Source organism: uncultured Vibrio sp. (assembly GCF_947488985.1).
Taxonomy (GTDB): domain Bacteria; phylum Pseudomonadota; class Gammaproteobacteria; order Enterobacterales; family Vibrionaceae; genus Vibrio.
The window spans coordinates 22,471-43,861 of the sequence record NZ_CANLBV010000021.1; the positions used below are offsets into that span (position 1 = coordinate 22,471).

General features: G+C 44.1%; 22 protein-coding genes. 15 read left to right on the plus strand and 7 right to left on the minus strand.

What is annotated here, in order from left to right; translation table 11 throughout:
• Window positions 1–18: 18 nt before the first annotated feature.
• Window positions 19–192: a hypothetical protein gene (locus tag Q1A70_RS07080; RefSeq protein ID WP_299690077.1), complete on the minus strand. Its 174-nt coding sequence runs from the start codon at window positions 190–192 to the stop codon at window positions 19–21.
• Window positions 193–258: 66 nt separating this feature from the next.
• Between Q1A70_RS07080 and Q1A70_RS07085 the strand changes: the two genes are divergently transcribed.
• The 6 genes from Q1A70_RS07085 (at window position 259) to Q1A70_RS07110 (ending at window position 5,499) form a co-directional block, all read left to right on the plus strand.
• Window positions 259–1,065, plus strand: coding sequence for a substrate-binding domain-containing protein (locus tag Q1A70_RS07085; RefSeq protein WP_299690074.1), 807 nt, complete (start codon window positions 259–261; stop codon window positions 1,063–1,065).
• A gap of 120 nt (window positions 1,066–1,185) precedes the next feature.
• Window positions 1,186–1,884 (plus strand): ABC transporter permease, encoded by a 699-nt coding sequence (locus tag Q1A70_RS07090; protein WP_299690071.1) that lies wholly within the window; start codon window positions 1,186–1,188, stop codon window positions 1,882–1,884.
• A 10-nt stretch (window positions 1,885–1,894) separates the two neighbouring features.
• Window positions 1,895–2,614, plus strand: coding sequence for an energy-coupling factor ABC transporter ATP-binding protein (locus Q1A70_RS07095; protein ID WP_299690068.1), 720 nt, complete (start codon window positions 1,895–1,897; stop codon window positions 2,612–2,614).
• Window positions 2,592–3,176: a molybdenum cofactor guanylyltransferase MobA gene (mobA, locus tag Q1A70_RS07100; protein WP_299690064.1), complete on the plus strand. Its 585-nt coding sequence runs from the start codon at window positions 2,592–2,594 to the stop codon at window positions 3,174–3,176. The genes Q1A70_RS07095 and mobA overlap by 23 nt, the downstream gene beginning before the upstream one ends.
• Window positions 3,176–4,993: a bifunctional molybdopterin-guanine dinucleotide biosynthesis adaptor protein MobB/molybdopterin molybdotransferase MoeA gene (locus Q1A70_RS07105; protein WP_299690061.1), complete on the plus strand. Its 1,818-nt coding sequence runs from the start codon at window positions 3,176–3,178 to the stop codon at window positions 4,991–4,993. Before mobA ends, Q1A70_RS07105 begins: the two co-directional genes overlap by 1 nt.
• A 239-nt stretch (window positions 4,994–5,232) precedes the next feature.
• On the plus strand, window positions 5,233–5,499 hold the full coding sequence (locus Q1A70_RS07110) for a DUF2960 family protein (protein ID WP_017063882.1): 267 nt from the start codon (window positions 5,233–5,235) through the stop codon (window positions 5,497–5,499).
• Window positions 5,500–5,612: 113 nt separating this feature from the next.
• Here Q1A70_RS07110 and nagK read toward each other — a convergent pair whose 3' ends face one another.
• Window positions 5,613–6,521, minus strand: a complete 909-nt coding sequence (gene nagK, locus Q1A70_RS07115) for an N-acetylglucosamine kinase (RefSeq protein WP_299690057.1) — start codon at window positions 6,519–6,521, stop codon at window positions 5,613–5,615.
• Window positions 6,522–6,865: 344 nt separating this feature from the next.
• A complete protein-coding gene (locus Q1A70_RS07120) occupies window positions 6,866–7,606 on the minus strand; it encodes a tRNA-uridine aminocarboxypropyltransferase (RefSeq protein WP_299690054.1) in 741 nt (246 codons plus the stop codon).
• A gap of 78 nt (window positions 7,607–7,684) precedes the next feature.
• On the opposite strand from Q1A70_RS07120, the gene Q1A70_RS07125 reads away from it, so the two are divergent.
• The gene (locus Q1A70_RS07125; RefSeq protein ID WP_299690051.1) at window positions 7,685–8,488 is read left to right on the plus strand and encodes a sterol desaturase family protein; all 804 of its coding nucleotides are present in this window, start codon (window positions 7,685–7,687) and stop codon (window positions 8,486–8,488) included.
• A 245-nt stretch (window positions 8,489–8,733) separates the two neighbouring features.
• Here Q1A70_RS07125 and Q1A70_RS07130 read toward each other — a convergent pair whose 3' ends face one another.
• The gene (locus tag Q1A70_RS07130) at window positions 8,734–10,788 is read right to left on the minus strand and encodes a methyl-accepting chemotaxis protein (RefSeq protein WP_299690048.1); all 2,055 of its coding nucleotides are present in this window, start codon (window positions 10,786–10,788) and stop codon (window positions 8,734–8,736) included.
• Window positions 10,789–10,894: 106 nt separating this feature from the next.
• Between Q1A70_RS07130 and Q1A70_RS07135 the strand changes: the two genes are divergently transcribed.
• Window positions 10,895–11,380 (plus strand): NlpC/P60 family protein, encoded by a 486-nt coding sequence (locus Q1A70_RS07135; protein WP_299690045.1) that lies wholly within the window; start codon window positions 10,895–10,897, stop codon window positions 11,378–11,380.
• 68 nt (window positions 11,381–11,448) lie between these two features.
• Here Q1A70_RS07135 and Q1A70_RS07140 read toward each other — a convergent pair whose 3' ends face one another.
• Window positions 11,449–11,793, minus strand: a complete 345-nt coding sequence (locus Q1A70_RS07140) for a DUF3802 family protein (protein WP_299690042.1) — start codon at window positions 11,791–11,793, stop codon at window positions 11,449–11,451.
• A 418-nt stretch (window positions 11,794–12,211) separates the two neighbouring features.
• On the opposite strand from Q1A70_RS07140, the gene Q1A70_RS07145 reads away from it, so the two are divergent.
• Window positions 12,212–13,078 (plus strand): fructosamine kinase family protein, encoded by an 867-nt coding sequence (locus tag Q1A70_RS07145; protein WP_299690039.1) that lies wholly within the window; start codon window positions 12,212–12,214, stop codon window positions 13,076–13,078.
• Window positions 13,079–13,187: 109 nt separating this feature from the next.
• Window positions 13,188–13,391 (plus strand): CPXCG motif-containing cysteine-rich protein, encoded by a 204-nt coding sequence (locus Q1A70_RS07150; protein ID WP_299690036.1) that lies wholly within the window; start codon window positions 13,188–13,190, stop codon window positions 13,389–13,391.
• Window positions 13,392–13,606: 215 nt separating this feature from the next.
• Here Q1A70_RS07150 and Q1A70_RS07155 read toward each other — a convergent pair whose 3' ends face one another.
• The gene (locus tag Q1A70_RS07155) at window positions 13,607–14,221 is read right to left on the minus strand and encodes a riboflavin synthase subunit alpha (protein WP_299690033.1); all 615 of its coding nucleotides are present in this window, start codon (window positions 14,219–14,221) and stop codon (window positions 13,607–13,609) included.
• Between the two features lie 161 nt (window positions 14,222–14,382).
• Here Q1A70_RS07155 and Q1A70_RS07160 point away from each other — a divergent pair, with 161 nt between their 5' ends.
• Complete coding sequence (locus Q1A70_RS07160; RefSeq protein WP_299690030.1) at window positions 14,383–15,753, plus strand: MATE family efflux transporter; 1,371 nt, start codon at window positions 14,383–14,385, stop codon at window positions 15,751–15,753.
• Between the two features lie 85 nt (window positions 15,754–15,838).
• Here the strand turns inward: Q1A70_RS07160 and Q1A70_RS07165 are convergent, their stop codons facing one another.
• The gene (locus Q1A70_RS07165) at window positions 15,839–16,681 is read right to left on the minus strand and encodes a DNA ligase (protein WP_299696823.1); all 843 of its coding nucleotides are present in this window, start codon (window positions 16,679–16,681) and stop codon (window positions 15,839–15,841) included.
• Window positions 16,682–16,992: 311 nt separating this feature from the next.
• Here Q1A70_RS07165 and Q1A70_RS07170 point away from each other — a divergent pair, with 311 nt between their 5' ends.
• The 4 genes from Q1A70_RS07170 (at window position 16,993) to Q1A70_RS07185 (ending at window position 21,002) form a co-directional block, all read left to right on the plus strand.
• Window positions 16,993–17,322 (plus strand): STAS domain-containing protein, encoded by a 330-nt coding sequence (locus Q1A70_RS07170; protein ID WP_299692501.1) that lies wholly within the window; start codon window positions 16,993–16,995, stop codon window positions 17,320–17,322.
• Between the two features lie 61 nt (window positions 17,323–17,383).
• Entirely contained in the window at window positions 17,384–18,217 is an 834-nt protein-coding gene (locus tag Q1A70_RS07175) for an OmpA family protein (RefSeq protein ID WP_299692504.1), read from the plus strand.
• A complete protein-coding gene (locus Q1A70_RS07180; RefSeq protein WP_299692507.1) occupies window positions 18,214–20,313 on the plus strand; it encodes an SLBB domain-containing protein in 2,100 nt (699 codons plus the stop codon). Before Q1A70_RS07175 ends, Q1A70_RS07180 begins: the two co-directional genes overlap by 4 nt.
• A complete protein-coding gene (locus Q1A70_RS07185) occupies window positions 20,313–21,002 on the plus strand; it encodes a chromosome partitioning protein ParA (RefSeq protein WP_299692553.1) in 690 nt (229 codons plus the stop codon). The genes Q1A70_RS07180 and Q1A70_RS07185 overlap by 1 nt, the downstream gene beginning before the upstream one ends.
• Window positions 21,003–21,391 lie beyond the last annotated feature (389 nt).

The following is a 21,391-nucleotide window of genomic DNA, read 5'->3' on the forward strand; positions in this document are numbered from 1 at the left end:
GCGACATTTTGTCCTAGCTCAAACTACCCGCCATTTTATCGAACCAAATAGCGCTATTTTATCCGGATTAGCGGTTTTATCTGGATTAATAGCATTCAATCGATTTGGATAGCAATAATCTTGATAGTGATCATCTGGCATGAATATTGCTTTACTGCAATTTAAAATGACAAAATCAATATCTGTGTACATGCTCTAAGTCACTCCCTTAAAATTGTAAGCATGTCATTAATTTATCAAAGAATGGACATAATAATAATGAAAGTGATTCCCTTAGCTATTGCTGCCCTTTCCATCGTTAGTTACTCGGCCAGCAGTGCTGAAGACGTGAGCCACATCAAGCTTGCGACAACCACCAGTACCTACCACTCTGGTTTACTGGACTACTTATTGCCTGAGTTCGAAAAAGATTCAGGTATTAAAGTTGACGTTCTTGCGGCGGGGACAGGTAAGTCACTTCGCATGGGAGAAAATGGTGATGTTGATCTGGTGATGACGCACGCACCGCAAGCCGAAGAAAATTTTGTAGAGCAAGGCTTTGGTATTTTACCTCGCAAATTGATGTACAACGATTTTATGATTGTGGGCCCACAAACCGATCCCGCTAACATCGCTTCTCAAGAGAATATAACCTCAGTATTTACCGCTATCGCGAACACCAATGCAACGTTCATTTCTCGTGGTGACGATTCCGGTACACATAAAAAAGAATTGGGTATTTGGGCTCAAACAAAAATGGAACCAAACTTTGGCGGTTACCGCAGCGTGGGTCAAGGCATGGGGCCGACTCTGAATATGACATCAGAAATGCAAGGCTATACCATCACAGACCGTGGCACTTGGCTGGCTTATCAAAACAACCTGGATCTTAAAATCCTTTTCCAAGGTGATGAGGATCTCTTTAACCCTTACCAAGTTATTCTCGTCAATCCAAAGCGCTACCCTGAGATCAACTACCAAGCCGCAAAAGCATTCAGTGACTGGCTAGTGAACCCTAAAGGGCAAAAACTGATCAACGAATTTAAATTGCACGGCAAACAATTGTTTGTGGCGAGCGCAGAGTAAAACGTTGTAGCAAGCGTAGAGTTAAACAAAGCTGATCCAGGCCTATGTGGCTTGCATCAGCTATGATTAACGTGAACCACTCCCGACAGACACTGATTATCAATAGACACGAGATACTTCATGACCTTATGGCAAACAACGCTTGATGCTTTGAACTTATTAGTGAGTTTTGACCATGAATTGTGGCAAATCGTCGCGGTATCTTTCAGCGTATCTTTGTCCGCCATTTCACTTGTGGTTATACCCGCGATCCTGATGGCTTTCTTATTGGCCTACACTGAATTTCCGGGCAAGTGGACATTACTATCGATAATAAACACCTTGCAAGCCATCCCTACCGTGGTGATTGGCTTGCTGATGTACATCATGTTATCTCGCTCAGGCCCTTTGGGGGATTGGCAACTCCTCTTCACCCAAAAAGCGATGATTTTAGGCCAAATGCTGATCTGCTTCCCTATATTAGTCGCCATGATGCATGGCGCACTTCAAGCCAGTGACCGCCGTGCGGTCGAAACTGCGCGTACGCTCGGCGTGTCAACGACTCGAGTTGCGTGTACCTTAATTTGGGAAACTCGCTTTCCTCTATTAGCCTCTGTCATCGCTGCTTTCTCACGCATCGTTACCGAGGTCGGGTGTTCAATGATGGTCGGGGGCAATATTATGGGCATGACCAGAAATATTCCCACTGCGATTTCGATGGAAAGCCATAAAGGCGCATTCGCCCAAGGTGTTGCGCTCGGTATGGTGCTATTAGCATTAGCGCTAGCCCTGAACTTTTTTCTCTCCAGTGTGAGAGGAAAAGGCTATTTAAGAACTTAGGAATGCTGTCATGAGTATAAAAATAACAACGCAGCAAATATCAATGCGCTACAAAGAACGTGTTTTATTTCACATCCCAGAGCTGTCTATCGGCCCTAATGATGCCATTTACCTCAAGGGCGATAACGGTGTAGGTAAAACAACCCTGCTTAAAATCTTGTCTGGATTAATTCAGCCTAGCTCAGGGAATATTCAACCACCGACACAAAGCTGGCAGCAGCACTTGTTTCCTCGAAAAAAATTTAAAGATATTATCTACTTGCATCAAACGCCCTATCTATTCGATGGCACAGTGTACCAAAATGTCGCTTATGGCATTCGCTTTGTTAAAGAGAGCCCAAAAGACAAGCGAGCTCAAATAATTAATGCGCTAAGAATGGTAGGTTTAGAGACCCTTGCCGATGAGCATATTTCAGTTTTATCTGGCGGCGAGCGGCAACGTGTAGCAATGGCACGAGCTTGGATTCTTAAACCATCCATTTTACTAATGGATGAGCCAAGTGCTTCTTTAGACAAAGAATCGATTGAAAGATTGGTCACTATGGCCGAAGATCTTCTGCAGCGAGGCGCGAGTTTAGTCATTACCAGTCATCAAACTAACGCGCTGACCGACTTATGTAAGAAGCAATGGTGGATCAAAAACAATACGTTGACTGAGTCTCCACTGCTGCAAGTTATTACAAAAAACAGAGCACAAGAGAATATTTATGCTGCTTCCAACACAAACTAGTTGGGTTATTTTGGCTGGCGGACAAGCCAGCCGTATGGGCGGAAAAGATAAAGGACTCGTTGAGCTTAACGGTTCCCCGCTTATTCAATACGTGATCGACAAACTGTCACAACAAAAAGTTACGATTACCATCAATGCCAACCGTAACTTAGAGCGCTATCAAACATTTGCTCCGGTTGTTTCTGACTCCTTTCCAGATTATCCAGGCCCGTTGGGTGGCATTCACGCTGGTCTTAAGAATGCCAACACTGATTGGGTCGGGTTTGTTCCTTGCGATAGCCCGCAGATCAGTGATGATCTGGTCGAGCGTTTCTGCTCTGCGGTCAAGGCAGACAGCGACATTCTTGTAGCACATGATGGCGAGTTTAAGCAACCGGTATTCACCCTGTTCCACAAACGTGTTCTACCAACGCTCGAAGCCTTTTTACAACGTGGCGACCGTAAAATTATCTTGTTATATAAAGAGTGTGTGACCGAATACGTTGACTTTAGCGACGAGCCAAACTGCTTTGTTAATCTCAACACGCCCGAAGAACTCACCCAATTTGGAACGCTTCAATAATGAAAGATTCAAAACGACGCCCTAACCTTCCTCTATTGGGCTTTGCTGCATACAGCGGCACAGGAAAAACAACCGTACTTGAAGCTTTGTTACCTTTGTTAACCAACGCTGATTTAAAGGTTGGCGTGCTCAAACACGCGCACCACGACTTTGATGTCGATAAACCGGGAAAAGACAGCTATCGCTTACGTAAAGCGGGCGCCAACCAAATGCTCATTGCATCTCGCAACCGCCATGTAATGATGACAGAAACACCTGAAGCCGAAGCAGACTTCGATTACCTGCTGACTCGCTTTGATACCAACACGCTTGATCTCATTTTGGTTGAAGGCTGTAAGAACATCGCTTTTCCTAAAATTGAACTTCACCGTGAGGAAGTGGGCAAACCTTGGTTGTATCCGAACGATAACAACGTTATTGCTATCGCGGCAGACAGCCAAGTTAAATCCGATCTGCCACAAATGGCGATCAGCGACTTAGAAGCGATTCGTGACTTCATCGTCGATTACGCACAGTCGTTTGATCGCTCCTCAAAGGCAGGCCAAACTGTAGCATGCTCATCTTCAAAAGACGCAGTGCCAGCCGTTTGTTGTGATTCGTTTTCGCCAACGGGCTTAACCGTGACTCAAGGCCAACAAAAGATCGTTGATAGCATTGACGCGCTTGAACTCACGGAAAGTGTTGATCTCGTACAAGGCTACGGGCGCGTGCTGGCTGAAGATGTTATTTCACCCATCAATGTTCCTCAGAACACCAACTCGGCAATGGACGGCTACGCAATTCGCAGTGAAGATTTAGAATTGGATAGCTATAAACTGGTTGCTGAAGTGATGGCGGGTCATAGCTATGAGCAAACCGTTCAGCAAGGTGAAGCGGTTAAGATCATGACTGGTGCACCAATGCCAGAAGGCGTTAATGTGGTCGTGATGCGCGAACAAGCCGTTCAAGATGGTGACAAAGTGAGCTTCCCTAATGCCAAAATCTCGGTTGGTCAAAATGTCCGCCTGGCAGGTGAAGACTTAAAGATCGGTCAACCTGTCTTTACTCGCGGCACACGCATCGAAGCAGCGGAAATGGGTATGATGGCCTCACTCGGTTTTGGCTCCTGCCCTGTTCTACGTAAGGTTAAGGTGGGCGTGTTCTCTACGGGCGATGAAGTTCAAGCACCGGGGAGAAAGCAGAAACCAAACTCTGTTTACGATTCTAACCGCTTTACTATTATCGGGATGCTGCAAAAGCTTGGCTGTGACATTGTCGATTACGGCATCATTGAAGATGACGAACGAAAGATGGTCGATGTGCTTCATTCTGCATCTCTAGAAACCGATATGGTACTGACGTCTGGTGGTGTGTCTGTCGGTGATGCCGATTACATTAAGCTTGCATTAGATAAGTTGGGTGAAATCAACTTCTGGCGTATCAACATGCGTCCAGGTCGCCCATTGGCTTACGGTAAAATTGAAAACAAACCTTTCTTTGGTTTGCCGGGTAACCCAGTTGCAGTAATGGTGTCGTTCATTAACTTTGTTGAGCCAGCAATTCGCAAGCTTCAAGGCCAAACGAACTGGATGCCCGTGAAAGCGAACGCAATAGCCACCGAACAATTGCGTTCACGCCAAGGTCGTACTGAATTTAGCCGTGGCGTATTCTCGATGAATGAATCAGGTGTGCTTGAAGTAAAAACGACCGGTAAACAAGGTTCGGGCATTCTACGTTCAATGAGCGAAGCAAACTGTTTGATCGAAATTTCCCCGGCGGTTGATACAGTAAAAGTTGGCGAGACCGTAACGATTATCCCGCTGCAGGGTCGCGTGTAGTTTCTACCTTTGCCTCTGAAGTCTAATAAGATAATGTTTGATAGTCAGAGGCTTGCGGTTCGCACTCATCAATGATGCTAATGGCTGCAAGTAAAAGCGTAAGCACTTTGAGATGAGAAACCGCTAACTAATTAGGGCGTGTTGAACGCGATAATCTTAAGATTTACTACCATTACCTTGAGCCACGTACGGTTTTTATGTAGAGTGCGCGCAAAGTAATAATTCTATTGGAGAGCACCATGGCTCGTACCATTCTGTACACTTACAAAGATGAAGACAAAGAGTTACTGTTTTCAAAGCAAGAACACCGCACCATTCAAGAAGCTGTTGCTGCAGCTGAAGGAATCGACATTTCTGAATACCTAAAAACCGAGCAGCAGCTTGAGTTGATTTCAGACACTAAAGCTGTTCGCAACTACCAAGATAACTACTTCCGCAAGCTTGGCTTTACTAAGCTGACGTTGAAGCAAAAAGACAACCTTGGTGTTGGTAAAAAGAAGAAATAGCTTCTAGCAAAAAATATTGAACAATAAAAATGCCGCAACCTCTTTCGAGATTGCGGCATTTTTGTATCTTTAACTGGCTATTCGCTAGGGCGTGTTGACCTTAAATAAACGAATTACTTAATGTTAAGGAATGCAGCACCACGTACGCCGCCAGAATCACCGTGCTTCGCTTTAATGATCTTAGGACATTTCGCGACAGGCAATAAATGCTTAGGGATACGCTTTGGCATCTCTTCGTAAATCAGGTCGAAGTTTGAAAGACCGCCACCCAGAGCAACGACATGTGGATCTAGTGTGGTAAATAGGTTTGCGAAGCAGATAGCCAATAGTTCCATAAAACGGTCTACGTGCTCAGCTGCTTTTGGTTCGCCTTCATTATACGCTTGGATGATTTCGATCGCTTTTTTCTTCTCACCGAAGTAGTGCTCATAAATCAATTCAAAGCCACGACCTGATAGATAACTATCCAAACAGCCTTTTTTACCGCAGCCACAACTTAGTAGCGGTGCGTTATCACCAAGATGCAGCCACGCATCGAGCGGAAGACGCATGTGGCCGACTTCACCGGCTACGTGGTTACGACCGGAAAATACAGCGCCATTGAATACCAGACCGCCGCCGAACCCCGTCCCTAAAATAAGGCCCGCGACGGAAGGCTCATCTTTAAGTTCGTCGTCCCATGCTTCAGAAAGCGCGAAACAGTTCGCATCGTTTTCAATTTTTACACTGCGACCAATCATCGCTTCTAAATCCTTGCGCATTGGCTTGCCGCTTGAAGCGGGTACGTTAACCACCAACATCGTGCCGTCATCCGCATCTTCCATGCCCGGAAGACCAAGTCCAATTTTGCCTTCGCAAGAGAATTCGCTATCATATTTCTTTATCAAGCCAGCAATCGTATCAAGCAATAGTTGATAGTCATCGGTAGGCGTTGGAACACGCTCTGTTGCTACTCGCTCAAGTTTCTCATTAAACGCACCAAATTCGATTTTAGTACCGCCAACATCGAAGCCGTAATACATGACATCTCTCCAATTCTTCCCTAAATTCGGGCAAATAAATTTCTAAATAAAACAGTCAATTTTTAATACCAATCACAGTAAGTAAGTGTTCAGAAATAGCGCAGGAAAAAGGCTACTCTTTTCAACAAGAAGTTTCGATAAGTGGTTATTCTACAATCAAAATTCTAACGCAGTTATCGAGCGTTTTAACAAGCTAGGGTGACCAATTATTGACTACGATTGGTATAAATCAAACAGCATGTGAGCATTATCCATAACACTCCCCCTACAAACTGTGATGGATAACAAACTTATCTTGCGTTCGAGTTTGTTTGAACAACAAGTCAGCACAAAGCAGATAAAGGTTAGAGAGATCTCTCACTTTTGCTGTGCTCTATGAATGCATTCAGGCTCGGTTTGGTCGGGTCTGACTTATAGCGCGTCTTACTTAGCATGTAGCTTTCACGAAATGCTTCAAACCAAAGCTGTAACGTTTTTGCACCCGCCTCTTCACCCGCTTGCTTTAACACTAAGCTGGCCACTTCTGCGGTAGAAAGATGTTGGTCATTGTCTGACTTGCGCATCATGTACTGAGAAACAGACTCAGGCTCGATGGATAATACTGGTAAATCTTGTAGATACTCGGAGCGTCTAAAGATACGTCTGGCTTCACGCCAACTGCCATCAATGAAAATTAGCAGCAACTTTTTATTCCGTTCTCGTATCTGTGGAAGGTCTTGAACCACCCGAGTTTTGTCATCGGTATAATCTTCAGGGAAAACAATCACAGGTTGGTATTGCTCATCTTTCAGAACGTCCAACATCTCGGAGTTGGGTTCAGTGCGATGCCAAAGGTAGACATGACTGTCTTTTACCGTATCTACAATCAAACGACCCGTGTTACTTGGTTTTAATATTTCGTTGTCTGATAAGATCAACATAGTCGCGACATTCGTATCGATGTCAGGTTGGTGTTCGCAGATACAGCTGTCTTGTTTGATTTTACAGTATTCACAACGTACCACTTTACAGCCGCGCGCATTAAACGGCTTGGTAGAAAGAGACAAGCGATGTTGGTATAGACGGTGAAAAGCGTGGATTCTCATGGATAATAACGATAGATAGCTCTAGAAAAGTGGCACGATTGTACTTACAGTGGCTAGATAATGATAGAAGGAATTCTTATGCAAGACCCATCGTTGCTTCGCCTGGTTTGTTTTATTGTCGTTTTTGGTTTGTGTGCGCTTTGGGAATACCGTTTCCCGCGTAAAACACTGACTCAAAATAAGAGGTTTCGCTGGGTAAACAACGTCGCGCTAGTCGCTTTGAATAGCTTTCTATTGGCGACTCTAATGCCTATTGCAGCATTCCAAGCGGCGTTCGTTGCACAAGAGAACCAATGGGGTCTGTTCAATACCCTGTCACTTCCTAAAGAACTCACCATTCTGATCTGTGTGCTGCTGTTAGATTTCGCTATTTACCTGCAGCACATGCTGTTTCACCGGGTTCCTTGGCTATGGAAGTTACATCGAGTTCACCATGCAGACCTAGATATCGATGTCACAACCGGTACTCGTTTTCACCCTATTGAGATGATTCTTTCAATGCTCATCAAAGTGAGTTTGGTGATCGCACTCGGCGTTCCTGCGATAGCTGTCGTGATATTTGAAATTGTTCTGAATGCCAGTGCGATGTTTAATCATAGCAATGCGCGCCTGCCGCTGTGGGTGGACAAGCAGTTAAGAAAGGTGATTGTAACGCCAGACATGCACCGCGTTCATCATTCGGTGATAGTGAAAGAAACACACTCAAATTTTGGTTTTTTCTTTTCTGTGTGGGACATCGGCTTTAACACCTATCGAGACCAACCAAAGCTTGGTCACGATAACGTTCTGATTGGCATTCCAGAGATAAAAGATGCGAAAGAGCAGCGACTGGATAAGTTGCTCACACAGCCGTTTAGGTATAATACTAATCGTCGTAAATAACTTGTCACCCTAGCTTGTTAAAACGCTCGATAACTGCGTTAGATTTTTTAATTGTAGAATAACTACTTATCGAAAATTATTGTCGAAATGAGCCGTCTTGCTTCTCAAGTTTTTCCTGGGTTATTTCTGCTCTCTTACTTACTGTGATTGGTATAACAAAAAATAAAAGGCAGAGTCTCAAGCGCTGCCTCTGGTTGACGCTATTTTACTCGATAAAATGACCAATAATTATGAATAGTCCGATTCTATTTTTCTGCGCCAAATTGGTACTTGTGAAGCATCGCTTGTTGATGGCCTGCTATTTCGGCGACTTGCTCTGAACTTTTGATCATCGATTCAAGCTGCAACTTGGTATTTTCACCCTGCTCCGAAACGTGTGTGATAGAGCGCGTTACATCAACTGTTGCACGCGCTTGTTGCTCTGTCGCGACCATAATTTGTTCAACGCGGCCTTTGATTTGGCTAATTGAGACTTCGATTTTTTCAAAGGCTTGTTTAACGTCACCACTGGTTTGCAGTGCACTCGCCATTTCACTTCGTGATTCAGTCACAGACGTCCGCGAGCGATCAGCCGCCGCCACCAGCTCATTCATCATATTACGAATATTGGTCGTCTGTTGCGAGGTGCCACTGGCTAATTTTCGAACCTCATCGGCAACAACCGCAAAACCTCGACCTTGCTCTCCTGCCCGTGCCGCTTCAATGGCCGCATTCAGAGCCAACAGGTTGGTATTTTCCGCGATACCACTGATCACATCGACCATTTCTCGTATCTGCTTGACTCGACTATCGAGATCGGCCATTGATGCTTCGTTAATGCTAAGAGACTTCTCCAAAGCTTGCAATCGTTGTTGGTTCAGGCCGACAACCTGACTGCCCGCAGCGGACTCATCTTCTGCGGCCTCTGCATCGTCGTTGGATGCGTTAGAAATACGCGCAATTTCACCAATGGAAGCTTCAAGCTCAGTAATTGTGGTGATCATATTCTGCAATGATTCATTCTGCTCATTTAAGCTTGAATTGGTTTTTTCTGCCGCGTCATGGCTCACTTCAGCCGTCTGGTACAGTGTTTCACTGTTGCGTGTCACCAAACGAACAGAGTCTGCTGTTGAATCAACGACAGTATTGAGCTTTGAAGTAATAACCTGTAACTCTAGTGGTCCGCGTAGATCATTTTGCAGAGAGAAATCGTGCTCAGCGAGTAAACTCAATTGCTGAGTGATATTATTCAGGCCTTTATTCATCCAGCGGCGTAGCGTTATCCAGGAAATCACGATGATCAATGCGATCACCAAGCTACTAATCAGTAATACGCGATCAATGCTAGTAATGGTTTGATTGACCACCAGCTCACTCTCGTCAATCAGTAGTGAAGCGGTCGAAGACAGCTCGTTCAGTGTATTGATAAGGGTATTAGCTAAGGTAATCACTTGTGCGAGGTTCAGCTCTTGCTGCTTAGCCAGCTCTAGTTTCAGGAGAATGTGCTTGATTACCCCTTGTTCGGTAAAGCCCTCTTTCACCATTTGGTAAGGTGTTGTTAAACTGGCGAATTCAGCAATGTCTGGATGCCAATCTGCAAAATCACTGTAAGCCAAGTTAAGCCCTGCGATACGGTTTCTCAACTGGCGGTATTCATCTTGTGCTTTACCCACGTCAGATTGCATCATCAACATCAAGAAAGTATTGGCCATCGCTGACGCACTGGATGTGAATCGGTTAGCAGCATCACTCGCTTCTGGGTTGTCTTCGACCAAGAAGGAGCTAATTCGATTCATTTCAGGCCCAATAGATCCAACACCGTAACGAAACTCGCTGATTTTACTGTCGATGAGATTCTGGGTACTTTGAATGTCAATTTGCGCCAACAGTACTGTGTGGGTCACTTGTTGCAGTTGCGCCATATCATCTATCAGGCTTTGCTTTTGCTCTAATGAAATCGCATCAGGAAAAGACTGAGAGATAAAAAGTAACTGCTCTAGCGTGCTCTTACTCTCTTTGGCAAGTTGATCGATAGAAGCCCTAATCGCATTCAGTGCCTCTAGGTCCGTTGATTGTGTGCTGTAAGTCAGCAGTTTGACTTGCTCTAACACGCTCTGCGTTAATTGAGCATTATGCAGTGCGAGCGGCAGTGCTTGTTCTGATAAAGCATCGAAATGGCCTCCTACTCGATCAACCCCTCTGATACTGACCATAGATAGAAAACTGACAAGCAATAGAATCGAGATAAATACAGCACTAACGGTTTGAATGAGCGAGAATGTATAACGTGAGGGGTTTAGTGGTAAACTTGTGTCAGGCATGTAAGGTCCAATTTGACGACGAAAAAGAGAAATCCTTTAGTTGTTCGGTATACTAGAAGCCCTTGATTACATTTTTATTTCAGTTTTTTTGTCAAACGAGTTACGCATGAAATTAAGAAAAGTGCTGACAGTGACCATGATGTACACCACATTGGCAGCATGCAGCTCAGCACCGCCTTCGTCTGAGTTGAATCAAGCGAAACAACAGCCTCTATCAAGATCTGAACAATTAACGACCCATGCGTATATGAATGTCTATGAGCAGTGGAAAGGCGTACCTTATCATTTTGGTGGGACATCATTTAGAGGAGTGGACTGCTCCGCGTTTGTTCAAATTGCCGTGCAAAATGCAACGCAACAAGCACTGCCAAGAACGACAAAAGATCAAAGTAAACAAGGTGTCGAAGTTGCTTATAGTCATGCTATCAGTGGCGATTTGGTTTTTTTCAAAACGTCACCACGAGTGAGACATGTCGGTGTCTATTTGGGTAACCACCAATTTCTACATGCGTCGACATCGAAAGGTGTCATTATATCGAGGTTGGATAACCCCTATTGGGCTTCCAAATTTTGGCAATTTAGGCGTTTATAGCGATATGTTGCACGTTCTCTGCTAGTTTTATAAGTCTAAGTAAGCGTGCATGATGCGACAGTGGGAACCTAGTCGTATTTGGCAACGGCCGTATCAAACAGATTTTTCACTAAAGCAATATATTCATCCAAAAAGACTATTTGCTCATTGGTTGCTTTCTTAGCCCATACACCGGCCAACACTTCACCTAAATCCGCCATCACCGCATCCGCTTCTTTTAATAATTGAAAACGAACGCTCGAATGCAGCTCAGGATTTTGCTCGAAAATCGCCATAATGTTGGTTGAAATCATGTCAGTGATGATGTCTTCAATACTCTCATTGCCTGTATCACCATTACTATTAGTGAAAATACTCAGATTAAATGAAAGGTGCTCGATTAAGGCTAAATAACCATCGGTTTCTACAACCACAATAAATCTCCGTTTACGCTCTAGAGCATATTTAATTCTTATTTGCCTAATACTATGTAAATGGAGCGATTTGTCATCACTTAATTGCTAAATAATTGATTAAAATAGCTCTAATGAGAGCTTAATGGCGCTTTCAAATGGAAACACAATCCATACCCAGTCACTGCGACATACCAAGTTATCCAACTCAAACCCATTTCGATTAAGAATGCCATTTCACCATCTTGAAATTGTACTTTATGTTTGCTTTTCAATGAGTTTGAAACCGCTCAATGTCACAAATCAACGAATTTATCGATATTGAATTATGCAAGAACCAAGAACATTGACCAATGCGTCTATAAATTACTCAGATTTATCCTAAACTATTGCTAATAAACAGGCAGTAATTCAATCCAACAGTCTTTGAGGGTTTCCTATGTGGCAGGCCATTTCTCAACAGCTTTCTGACACACTTTTGTTCAATTTCCAGATCACCGAACGTACTAAAGTGTCCGGAGGTGAAATTAACGATTGCTATATGATCAGCGATGGTAATGAACGTTACTTTGTTAAGGTGAATCAGCGTGAATTTCTGCCTAAGTTTGAGATTGAAGCTGAGAACCTGAGTCTACTTAGAGAAACTTGCAGCGTTTTCGTACCAGAGCTGGTGTTGATTGGGCAAACCAAAGAGTGCTCGTTTATTATACTCAATTACTTGGCAACCAAACCGCTTGCAACAGGCAATAACAGCTTTGACTTTGGCGTGCAACTCGCGATGCTTCACCAATGGGGCGAGCAAAAAGAGTTTGGGTACGATCAAGACAACTACATCGGCAGTACCCTTCAACCCAACCCTTGGCATAAGAAATGGGGGCGTTTTTTCTCAGAGCAACGCATTGGTTTCCAGTTGCAACTGCTGAAGGAGAAAGGCATTGAATTTGGCAATATTGATGAAATCGTCGATATCGTCAACATGCAACTTTCCGGACATAACCCTCGACCTTCTTTGCTTCATGGTGATCTTTGGCACGGTAATGTCGCTAACTCTGCCTTTGGTCCCATCTGTTATGATCCTGCTTGCTATTGGGGGGATCATGAATGTGATTTAGCGTTAACTGAATTATTTCAAGGGTTCCCACAAGAATTTTATGACGGCTACCAAAGCGTCAGTCCACTAGACGTTGGCTATAATGATCGTAAAGACGTTTACAACTTGTACCATCTTCTTAATCACTGCAATCAATTTGGTGGCAAGTACTTAGCACAAACAGAGGCATGCATTAAGAAGATACTGGCTGTTTAGTATCAATGAACAGTATTACCAATTAACAGCGATTTACTAGGAACGATATAGCTCAACGATCGATTTAACCGACTACGATTGGTATCAGTTACAGTGAGGAGAGTTCGCCATGCGTAAATACACAGAGAAACATGTCTCCTGCCCGCATTGTGGGCATGCCATCAGCATAACGCTTGATGCTTCTAACGGAAGCCAAGATTTCTACGACGATTGTCCAGCATGTTGCAATGCTATTCACCTCGACATGCAGGTCGACGAAGTCAGAGACAGGATCAATTTGTCGATTGATGCGGACGATGAACAAGTCTTCTGACCTGTGATCCGTTGGTGATTTAAGCTAGGCAACGCACTAACGATATAAAGTGCTAACGATATAAAAATACGCACGATGTAAACACTATCAAAGCGACCGAATACCCAAAAGAGCACCCAGGGTGCTCTTTAGATGAGTGCGACGTTAATTTAACACTCGGCTTTATTTATCGCGTATTTATAGAATCAACACCCTATTAATAAACCAAGAGTAATCTAACCCAGTTTTTGGTTTGCTAATACACGTTCAACCGTATCAACAATGGCTTGTGTTTGAGGATCAAACTCAATGTTTACTTGGTCGCCTACTTCACGGCCGCCAAACAGAGTGCGATTCAGCGTTTCTGGGATCAGGTGTACAGAGAAACGGTTCTCTTCCACTTCGCCAATTGTCAATGAACAACCATCAACGCCGATGTAGCCCTTGCTCAACACATACTTCATTGAGTCTTGAGGCAGCTCAAACCAAAGCGTGCGGTTGTTTTCTGTCTTAATCACATCAACAAGATTAGCCACCAGAGTAATGTGACCAGACATGCTATGCCCGCCAATTTCGTCACCAAACTTAGCTGCACGCTCAACATTCACTTTGTCACCAATATTCAGCTGGCCTAAGTTCGTCAATCGCAATGTCGCTTGCATTAAATCAAAAGCAATCTGGTTACCTGAAATTTCCGTTACCGTTAAGCAACAACCGTTATGAGCGACTGAAGCACCAATTGCTAAGCCATTAATCATTTCATCCGATAATTCAATAATATGGGTTTGAAAGTGCTCTTTTTTGTTAATTGCAACCAGCGTTGCCATACCCTGAACGATACCTGTAAACATAAGTTTCCTATTTGCTGTTTTAGTCACATTTTTTCATAGCAGTTATTGTGACATTTCTTTATGATTCGTCCAGTGGAAGCTTAAGCGCTATACCTCTGTTCCCTTCAGAATGCCCATTCCTACACTATTATTCTCATTATCTCTCTTATTTGGAGTTATTTGTGCATCGTTACAAAGAAGAAGCCTCAAACTTAATCAAACTTGCGACCCCTGTATTGATCGCATCCGTCGCACAAACTGGAATGGGCTTTGTCGATACCGTGATGGCTGGGGGGGTAAGTGCGATTGATATGGCGGCCGTTTCCATTGCTGCCAGTATTTGGCTTCCCTCGATTCTATTTGGTGTTGGGTTGTTAATGGCATTGGTTCCTGTTGTTGCACAGCTGAATGGCTCAGACCGCCAAATAAAGATTCCGTTTGAGATCCAACAAGGTGGTTTTTTAGCACTTGTCATCTCCCTGCCGATCATTGGTGTGCTTTTTCAAACGCGATTAATACTGGAGTGGATGGACATTGAACCGCTCATGGCGCAAAAGACCATTGGCTATATGGATGCCGTGATGTTTGCGGTTCCTGCATTTTTGTTGTTCCAAACATTGAGAAGTTTTACGGATGGTATGTCTCTCACCAAGCCAGCCATGGTGATTGGCTTTATCGGCTTACTGATAAACATTCCACTTAACTGGATGTTTGTATACGGAAAACTGGGAGCACCTGCGCTTGGTGGCGTGGGTTGTGGCGTTGCAACGGCCATCGTCTATTGGGTGATGTTTGCTCTGCTGTTCGGTTACGTTTTAACATCAAAGCGTTTGGCAAAAATCAATATCTTCGGCACCTTTCATAAACCTCAACTGAAAGCGCAAATTCGTCTGTTTAGACTTGGCTTCCCAGTTGCCGCCGCAATCTTCTTCGAGGTGACTCTGTTTGCAGTGGTTTCCCTGTTGGTTGCTCCATTAGGATCACTGGTTGTGGCCGCACACCAAGTGGCGATTAACTTCTCTTCGTTGGTATTTATGATCCCAATGAGTATTGGTGCCGCGGTGAGTATTCGTGTGGGACATAAATTGGGTCAACACAACACAGAAGGTGCCAAGATAGCAACCCATGTCGGGATTGTTGTTGGTCTAGTGACAGCGTTAATGACCGCATTGCCAACCGTACTATTGAGAGAGCAAGTGGCGTTGCTGTATACCGAGAATACAACGGTGATTGCGGTGGCAATGCAACTATTAATTTTCGCTGCGGTTTATCAATTTGCTGATGCCATCCAAGTTATCGCTGCAGGTGCTCTGCGTGGCTATAAAGACATGCGTTCAATCTTCAACATTACCTTCGTAGCTTACTGGTTGCTTGGCCTTCCTATCGGTTACATTCTAGGAATGAAAGATTGGATTGTTGAACCTATGGGTGCGCACGGCTTCTGGGTTGGTTTCATTGTCGGTCTAACATCAGCTGCGATTATGCTGGGTATGCGCTTACACTGGATGCACAATCAGGACGACGACGTACAGTTAGAATTTAGCTCTCGTTAGATTCGCACGCCCTAATTTCGAATACAAAAAGAGCTCTGATTTTCAGGGCTCTTTTTCGTTTAATGGTCAATCGATCATATGTGCCTTAATATTCACTCTTCTCTCGAACAAAGCGGGCAAACTTGGGTTTTCCGTTTTGAGTAAAACCATTGTAGCGAAAGGTAATACGGCTACCGATTTCAGGCGGTGTAAGTCTCATTTGGTCACTGAACCCGCTGCCTATATAAAATTCCACACCCTCTTCTGTGTGAACCAAAATTGAACCCATCATCCCTTTGTACTTCCCTGTCCCACTTTTGTAGCCCATAACTGTGGCTTCGGCATCGTGATGCCTTTTGAGCTTTAACAAGTCATTACTTCGGCCTGCTTGATAACGACTGGTGATCTTTCTCAGCATCAAACCTTCGCCATTACGCTCATCGACATTATCAAGTTGATGGAACAGTGCTTCTTCACTGTGAATCGGTATATGTTCTATGTAGCTGACATGAGGCTCTCCAATCACGCTTACCCAGTGCAAAATGTTGTAATAGCGCTTTTGATAATCTCCTGCGGAGCCTGGCATATCAAACAGCATGAAATCTATTTGCCGCCATGCTGTGTCACTCGGCGTATGATCGAGAACGGTAGATTGAACGAGATGGAACTTGCCTCTTCCGGCCCACAACTCTCCTTCGAGATGGACCTTAGGTAAGTTTTCCGTAAACCACTTCGGTGAGTAAATGCGATTTCCATTGCGAGTGTAAAGGTGTTGTCCATCCCATAGAGCCCGAATCCCATCAAGTTTTTCGCTCTTCCAGTATTCAGAAACATCTATGCCTTGCTGATAGGAGTTTGCAAGCACCAAATGATCGGGCGGGAAATAGGATGAATGAGATGAAAGCGAACACGCCCATAGAGTGGCTAAAGCCAGTTTGGTTAATCTCATCATCTGCTCCGTATTAATATCTGTAGTGGTCAACAAATGCCTTTAATCCTAAGCGCTCTAACACGCCGTTAGACAATCTTTGCGAGAAGATGCGATCAACTCGTCAACCTTATCTAACCTTTGCACTTATTCATTAAATTAATGATTTATAACTCTCATATGTTCCGCCGTTTTTAATTCTCAAATTGAGAAACGGCTTTTCTCAATTTGAGATGGCAATTCGCACTGAATGTAACCAACTGAAAAATAACGATATAAAAGTTGGCACATTCAGTGCAATTGTCCATACATACTTAAGAGGAGATATCGCTATGGAACTACGTAAGATTGATTTAAATACAACGACACTGACACTTTCTATTTTCGGTGATTTGGATGCAGCAGGCAGTCGTGATGCACAAACAGACATCGACGATGTGATTTCCAACGATGGCCACCCTGAAATCGAAGTTGATTTTAGCCAAGTTAAGTTTTTAGATTCATCTGGTGTTGGCGCAATTGTTTATATGTTCAAACGTCTCACTGAACGCGAACGCAATATGCGACTCGAAAATGTGACGGGGCAGCCTCTTGAAATTATGAATCTGCTGCGTATTGGTCACGCTATCCCTGTTAACTCAAAAAATCCAACTAATTCATGAAGGTCCACTAAGCTAGAAGTAACTAAAAATAATAATAAAAAGAAAAACAAAGGATGTTGGCATGAAAAAACTTAAAAACTACATAGCCCTTTCTCTGTCTGTCCTAGTTCTGGGTTGCACAAGTTACCCAGAACAAGGCACCGGAGGTTTGGCGGAAAGTTACGACTCGATTAATTATCAGAACTCTGACTTCTCTCCTGTCATGCCCGATGAGCCACTTGGTCCTGAACACGGACTACGTTTCGATTGGCAACTAGCAAAACTACATTTAGATGCCTTAATCCAAGAAGGTGCGCGCTGGTGTTTCCCTGCTGCCGTTGTTCAAGCAATCGAAAAGCAAAATCGTATCGCACGAGAACTGCAAGGCGGTTTGTTACTGGATGCCGCCAACGACCTTGTCATCCAAAGAAAACGCCTTAACGAACTTGAAGTCCAACTTGACTATGTCACTTCGCAAGCTCGCTGTGAGCCGCCTAAAAACGAAAACCAATTCCGTATGCAGTTGTCTGTGATTGAACAGCTGTATGACCTGCTTAATGTTGACAACCAATTCGCGGAAAACTCTACTGAAGTAAATCCTAAATATATGGGAAGACTGGCCGAGGCAACCACTTTACTTAAAGAACACAAATCTCTGGACCTTGTTGTTACCGGCCATGCTGATGCAACGGGTGCCGAAGAATATAACGATAAGTTAGCACTTGGACGAGCGAAACAAGTCGAACGCTACCTGACTATTTTTGGACTAGGCGCTCAACGAATCAAAGCCGTCTCTGTTGGCGAAACCGTTCCTCTTTTTGAGGGTGAATCTGACGGCACGCGTTTAACGAACCGCCGAGTAAGTATCGAAATTATCTCGCCTAAGAATGCCGAGAAAATGGGAGGTGGACTATGAAATCCTTGATCGCTTTTATCATCACCCTATCGTTATGCTTTGCGAATGTCGTCAATGCTAACGACGAGTTTTCAGACGCGGTTCAAGTCGGTGACCTTATCCAAGTTAACGTACCCGGTGAAAGTACCTTAAACACAGGGTTCCAAGTGGATAAGCGTGGACGTATTACCCTTCCTGAAGTAGGCGCTGTGTTTGTTGCAGGTTACGACAGCGAACAGCTTAACAAAGTCGTTCTAGAATCGCTGGCAACCGCTTATAAAGATCTTTCAACCGCTTCAGTGTATGTGAAAGAGCAGCAAATCATCATCTACGTGCAAGGCTATGTAGAACAACCGGGCGAGTACACGCTCGCATTGGGTTCTAGTATCCAAATGGCGTTGTATGCAGCTGGCGGTTTACGTCCGGGCGCACAGCTCGACAAACTGATCTTAAAACGTGGTGCCGACAAAAAAGAGTTCAACTACAAACGTTTTCTAGATTCCGGTGACGAAGCTAACCTACCGACACTGCAATCGTTAGACTCTTTGTTTGTTCCAGCTTCCCCACTTGTTGGTAATATCGAACAAGAGTTTGATGCAGCAAAACTTGCTAACTCTGGTGATAGTGCGGATTCTCGCAACGCCATCAAGGTGTTTGGCGAGGTGAACGCACCTGGCTCATTTACTTATAAAGAAAACACTGACCTAGTTGATGTACTGATGCGTTCTGGTGGTGTAACTCGTTATGCCAGCGTCGAGCAAATTCGCGTGATTTCAAACAACACGCCTACTCTGTTCAATCTTAAGCGCTACCTAGATTCTGGGGATAAAAGCTTGTTGCCAAGTCTGCAACCCGGCTCAACCATTTTTGTTCCGAAACAAGAAGAAGAGATTAAATCGGGTGCGAACATGGTTTACGTGATGGGTGAAGTCGCTGCCCCTGGTGCTTTTGAAGGCAAAAAAGACGCGACCTTTATGGATATCCTTGCCAATGCGGGTGGCCCGACTCGATTTGCAGAGTCACGACAAATCCGTGTCATCAAAGCGGATGGCAGAGTGCTTAAATTCGATTTAGCGGCTTACACTGAAGGCTTACCTAACTCTAATCCTCCGAGCATCAAAGCTGGTGACGCGATTTTCGTTCCTGAGAAAACCGACATGAACGAGAAGTCTTGGTTGAAAATTACGCCAGACAGAGCGGTTAACGTGATTGGTGAAGTGAACCGACCTGGGCGTATTGAATGGTCAGATGAAATGAATTTTATGGGATTACTGGCGCATGTCGGCGGACCGACTCTGCGTGCTGATACATCAAAAATTGAAGTAGTAACCGGTAGAAAATTGGTTGTGTTTAACCTTGATGATTTCATCCGAAATGGCGCGCCCCGTGACCAAATGCCGCAAATTCGCGCAGGGTCTATTGTGCGGGTTCATGACTTGCCACAAGATCCTTCAGACAACAAATCACAATGGGTTCGTCAAAGCTCTGATGCTTCTATCTATATCTTTGGGCAAGTGAATGCTCCCGGTCGCTACCGCTTCACCAAAGACATGCACTTCCTTGATATTTTGTCAGCAGCTGATGGCCCAACCAAGGATGCCGACATCCACAATGTTCGCGTAACACACCGCGACAAAACCTATTCTCAAGTAAGTAAACTCAATCTATCACTGTACTTTGAAACTGGTGATGAATCCTTGCTGCCAAACGTTACCACTGGCGACACCATTTATATCCCAGAGAAAGGTAAAAACTGGCTAGATACACCAAAAGAGACAACCGTACGTGTGCTTGGCGCGATTAAAAATCCGGGACGTTATGTGTTCAACGACAACATGACCATTTTGGATATCTTGGCAGAAGCAGCAGGCCCTACCGATAATGCTTACGTAGAAAAAATTACCATCGTCAATATGTCTTGCTGCCAAGGTCAAGCTCGCACCTTCGACCTTGTTGAATTCAGCAAAACGGCCAACATTTACAACCTGCCTGTATTGCGCGCGGGCGACACCATTTACATCCCAGATCGCCGTGAAAGCTTTATCGAAAAAGCACGTGTTGGACTGGATGACATACTGCGAATTACCACCACCATATTATTAATAGGTGCTTTATGATGACTATTTCAGCGACCCATGCCGAAATCGAGCAACTGTATTTGGCTTCTGAGCTTAACGCCCACAATTCGATTTGTGTAACGGCTTGTCATTCAGGTGACGGGGTAACATCTATTGCAGCAGCCTTAGCTGAGCGTTTTCTGTTGGCGGGCCATTCTACACTTTATGTCGATCTCAACTTATTGAATCCGGCGTTCAAAGATTTAAATATGCGAGAAGACAATCAGCAAGGTCAATTAATAGAGCATGTTGAATCTCAGCGCCTATTCATGGGTGTTACTGCGCCACAATTGGCTTCGACTAAACTGGCTTATAAGGATCCAACAACGCTGAAAAAAGTGGTCAATCTATGGTTAGAGAAGTACGACCGAGTAGTGATTGATACCTCGCCTCTACTCAACATCAATAAAGGGAATATTCCAACTCAATCCGTTGCTAGTGCTTGTGACAGCACACTGATGGTTATTGCGTATGGTGAAACTTCCACTCATCATCTACAACAAGCGAAAAAGCTCCTTGAAGCCCCAGGCATAAACTTGGTAGGCAGTGTGATGAACATGAAACAGGCTCCAAGCTTTGCTCAGGAGCTGGTAAGACAGCTCAACCGAATGACCTTTATTCCAACTAGACTTCGAGATAACCTGACAAATAAGCTGTCCCAAAACGAGTTTTTAAACATGCCGATGTAACTTTTGTGTTTGTCTGTTAGCTGATATGGAAAGCGTAACAGCCAACTATTCTATTAGCCTTAGATCTAATTCACCCAGTATGAATTTTTACTATTTTTGGCGAAATTCTTGCTAAAAATACGATGTTTAAAACCATTCAACGCATTTCACACACCTAAATCATGGTCTTACCACCTTTAAGTCCCATTATAAATCAACATCCCTACGTCTAACTTTCGCGTTAATGTGACACAGATAGTTAAAGCACCATGTAAATCGACTCAAAGGTGGCATTTGTCGATATATTCCTTAGGCTTATAAATGGAGGTGATTTTTGATTAATTTGTAATGATTTGGCAAAATATACGATGGCTGCTGAAATGGAATGTATCAATGAGTCAATCACACTG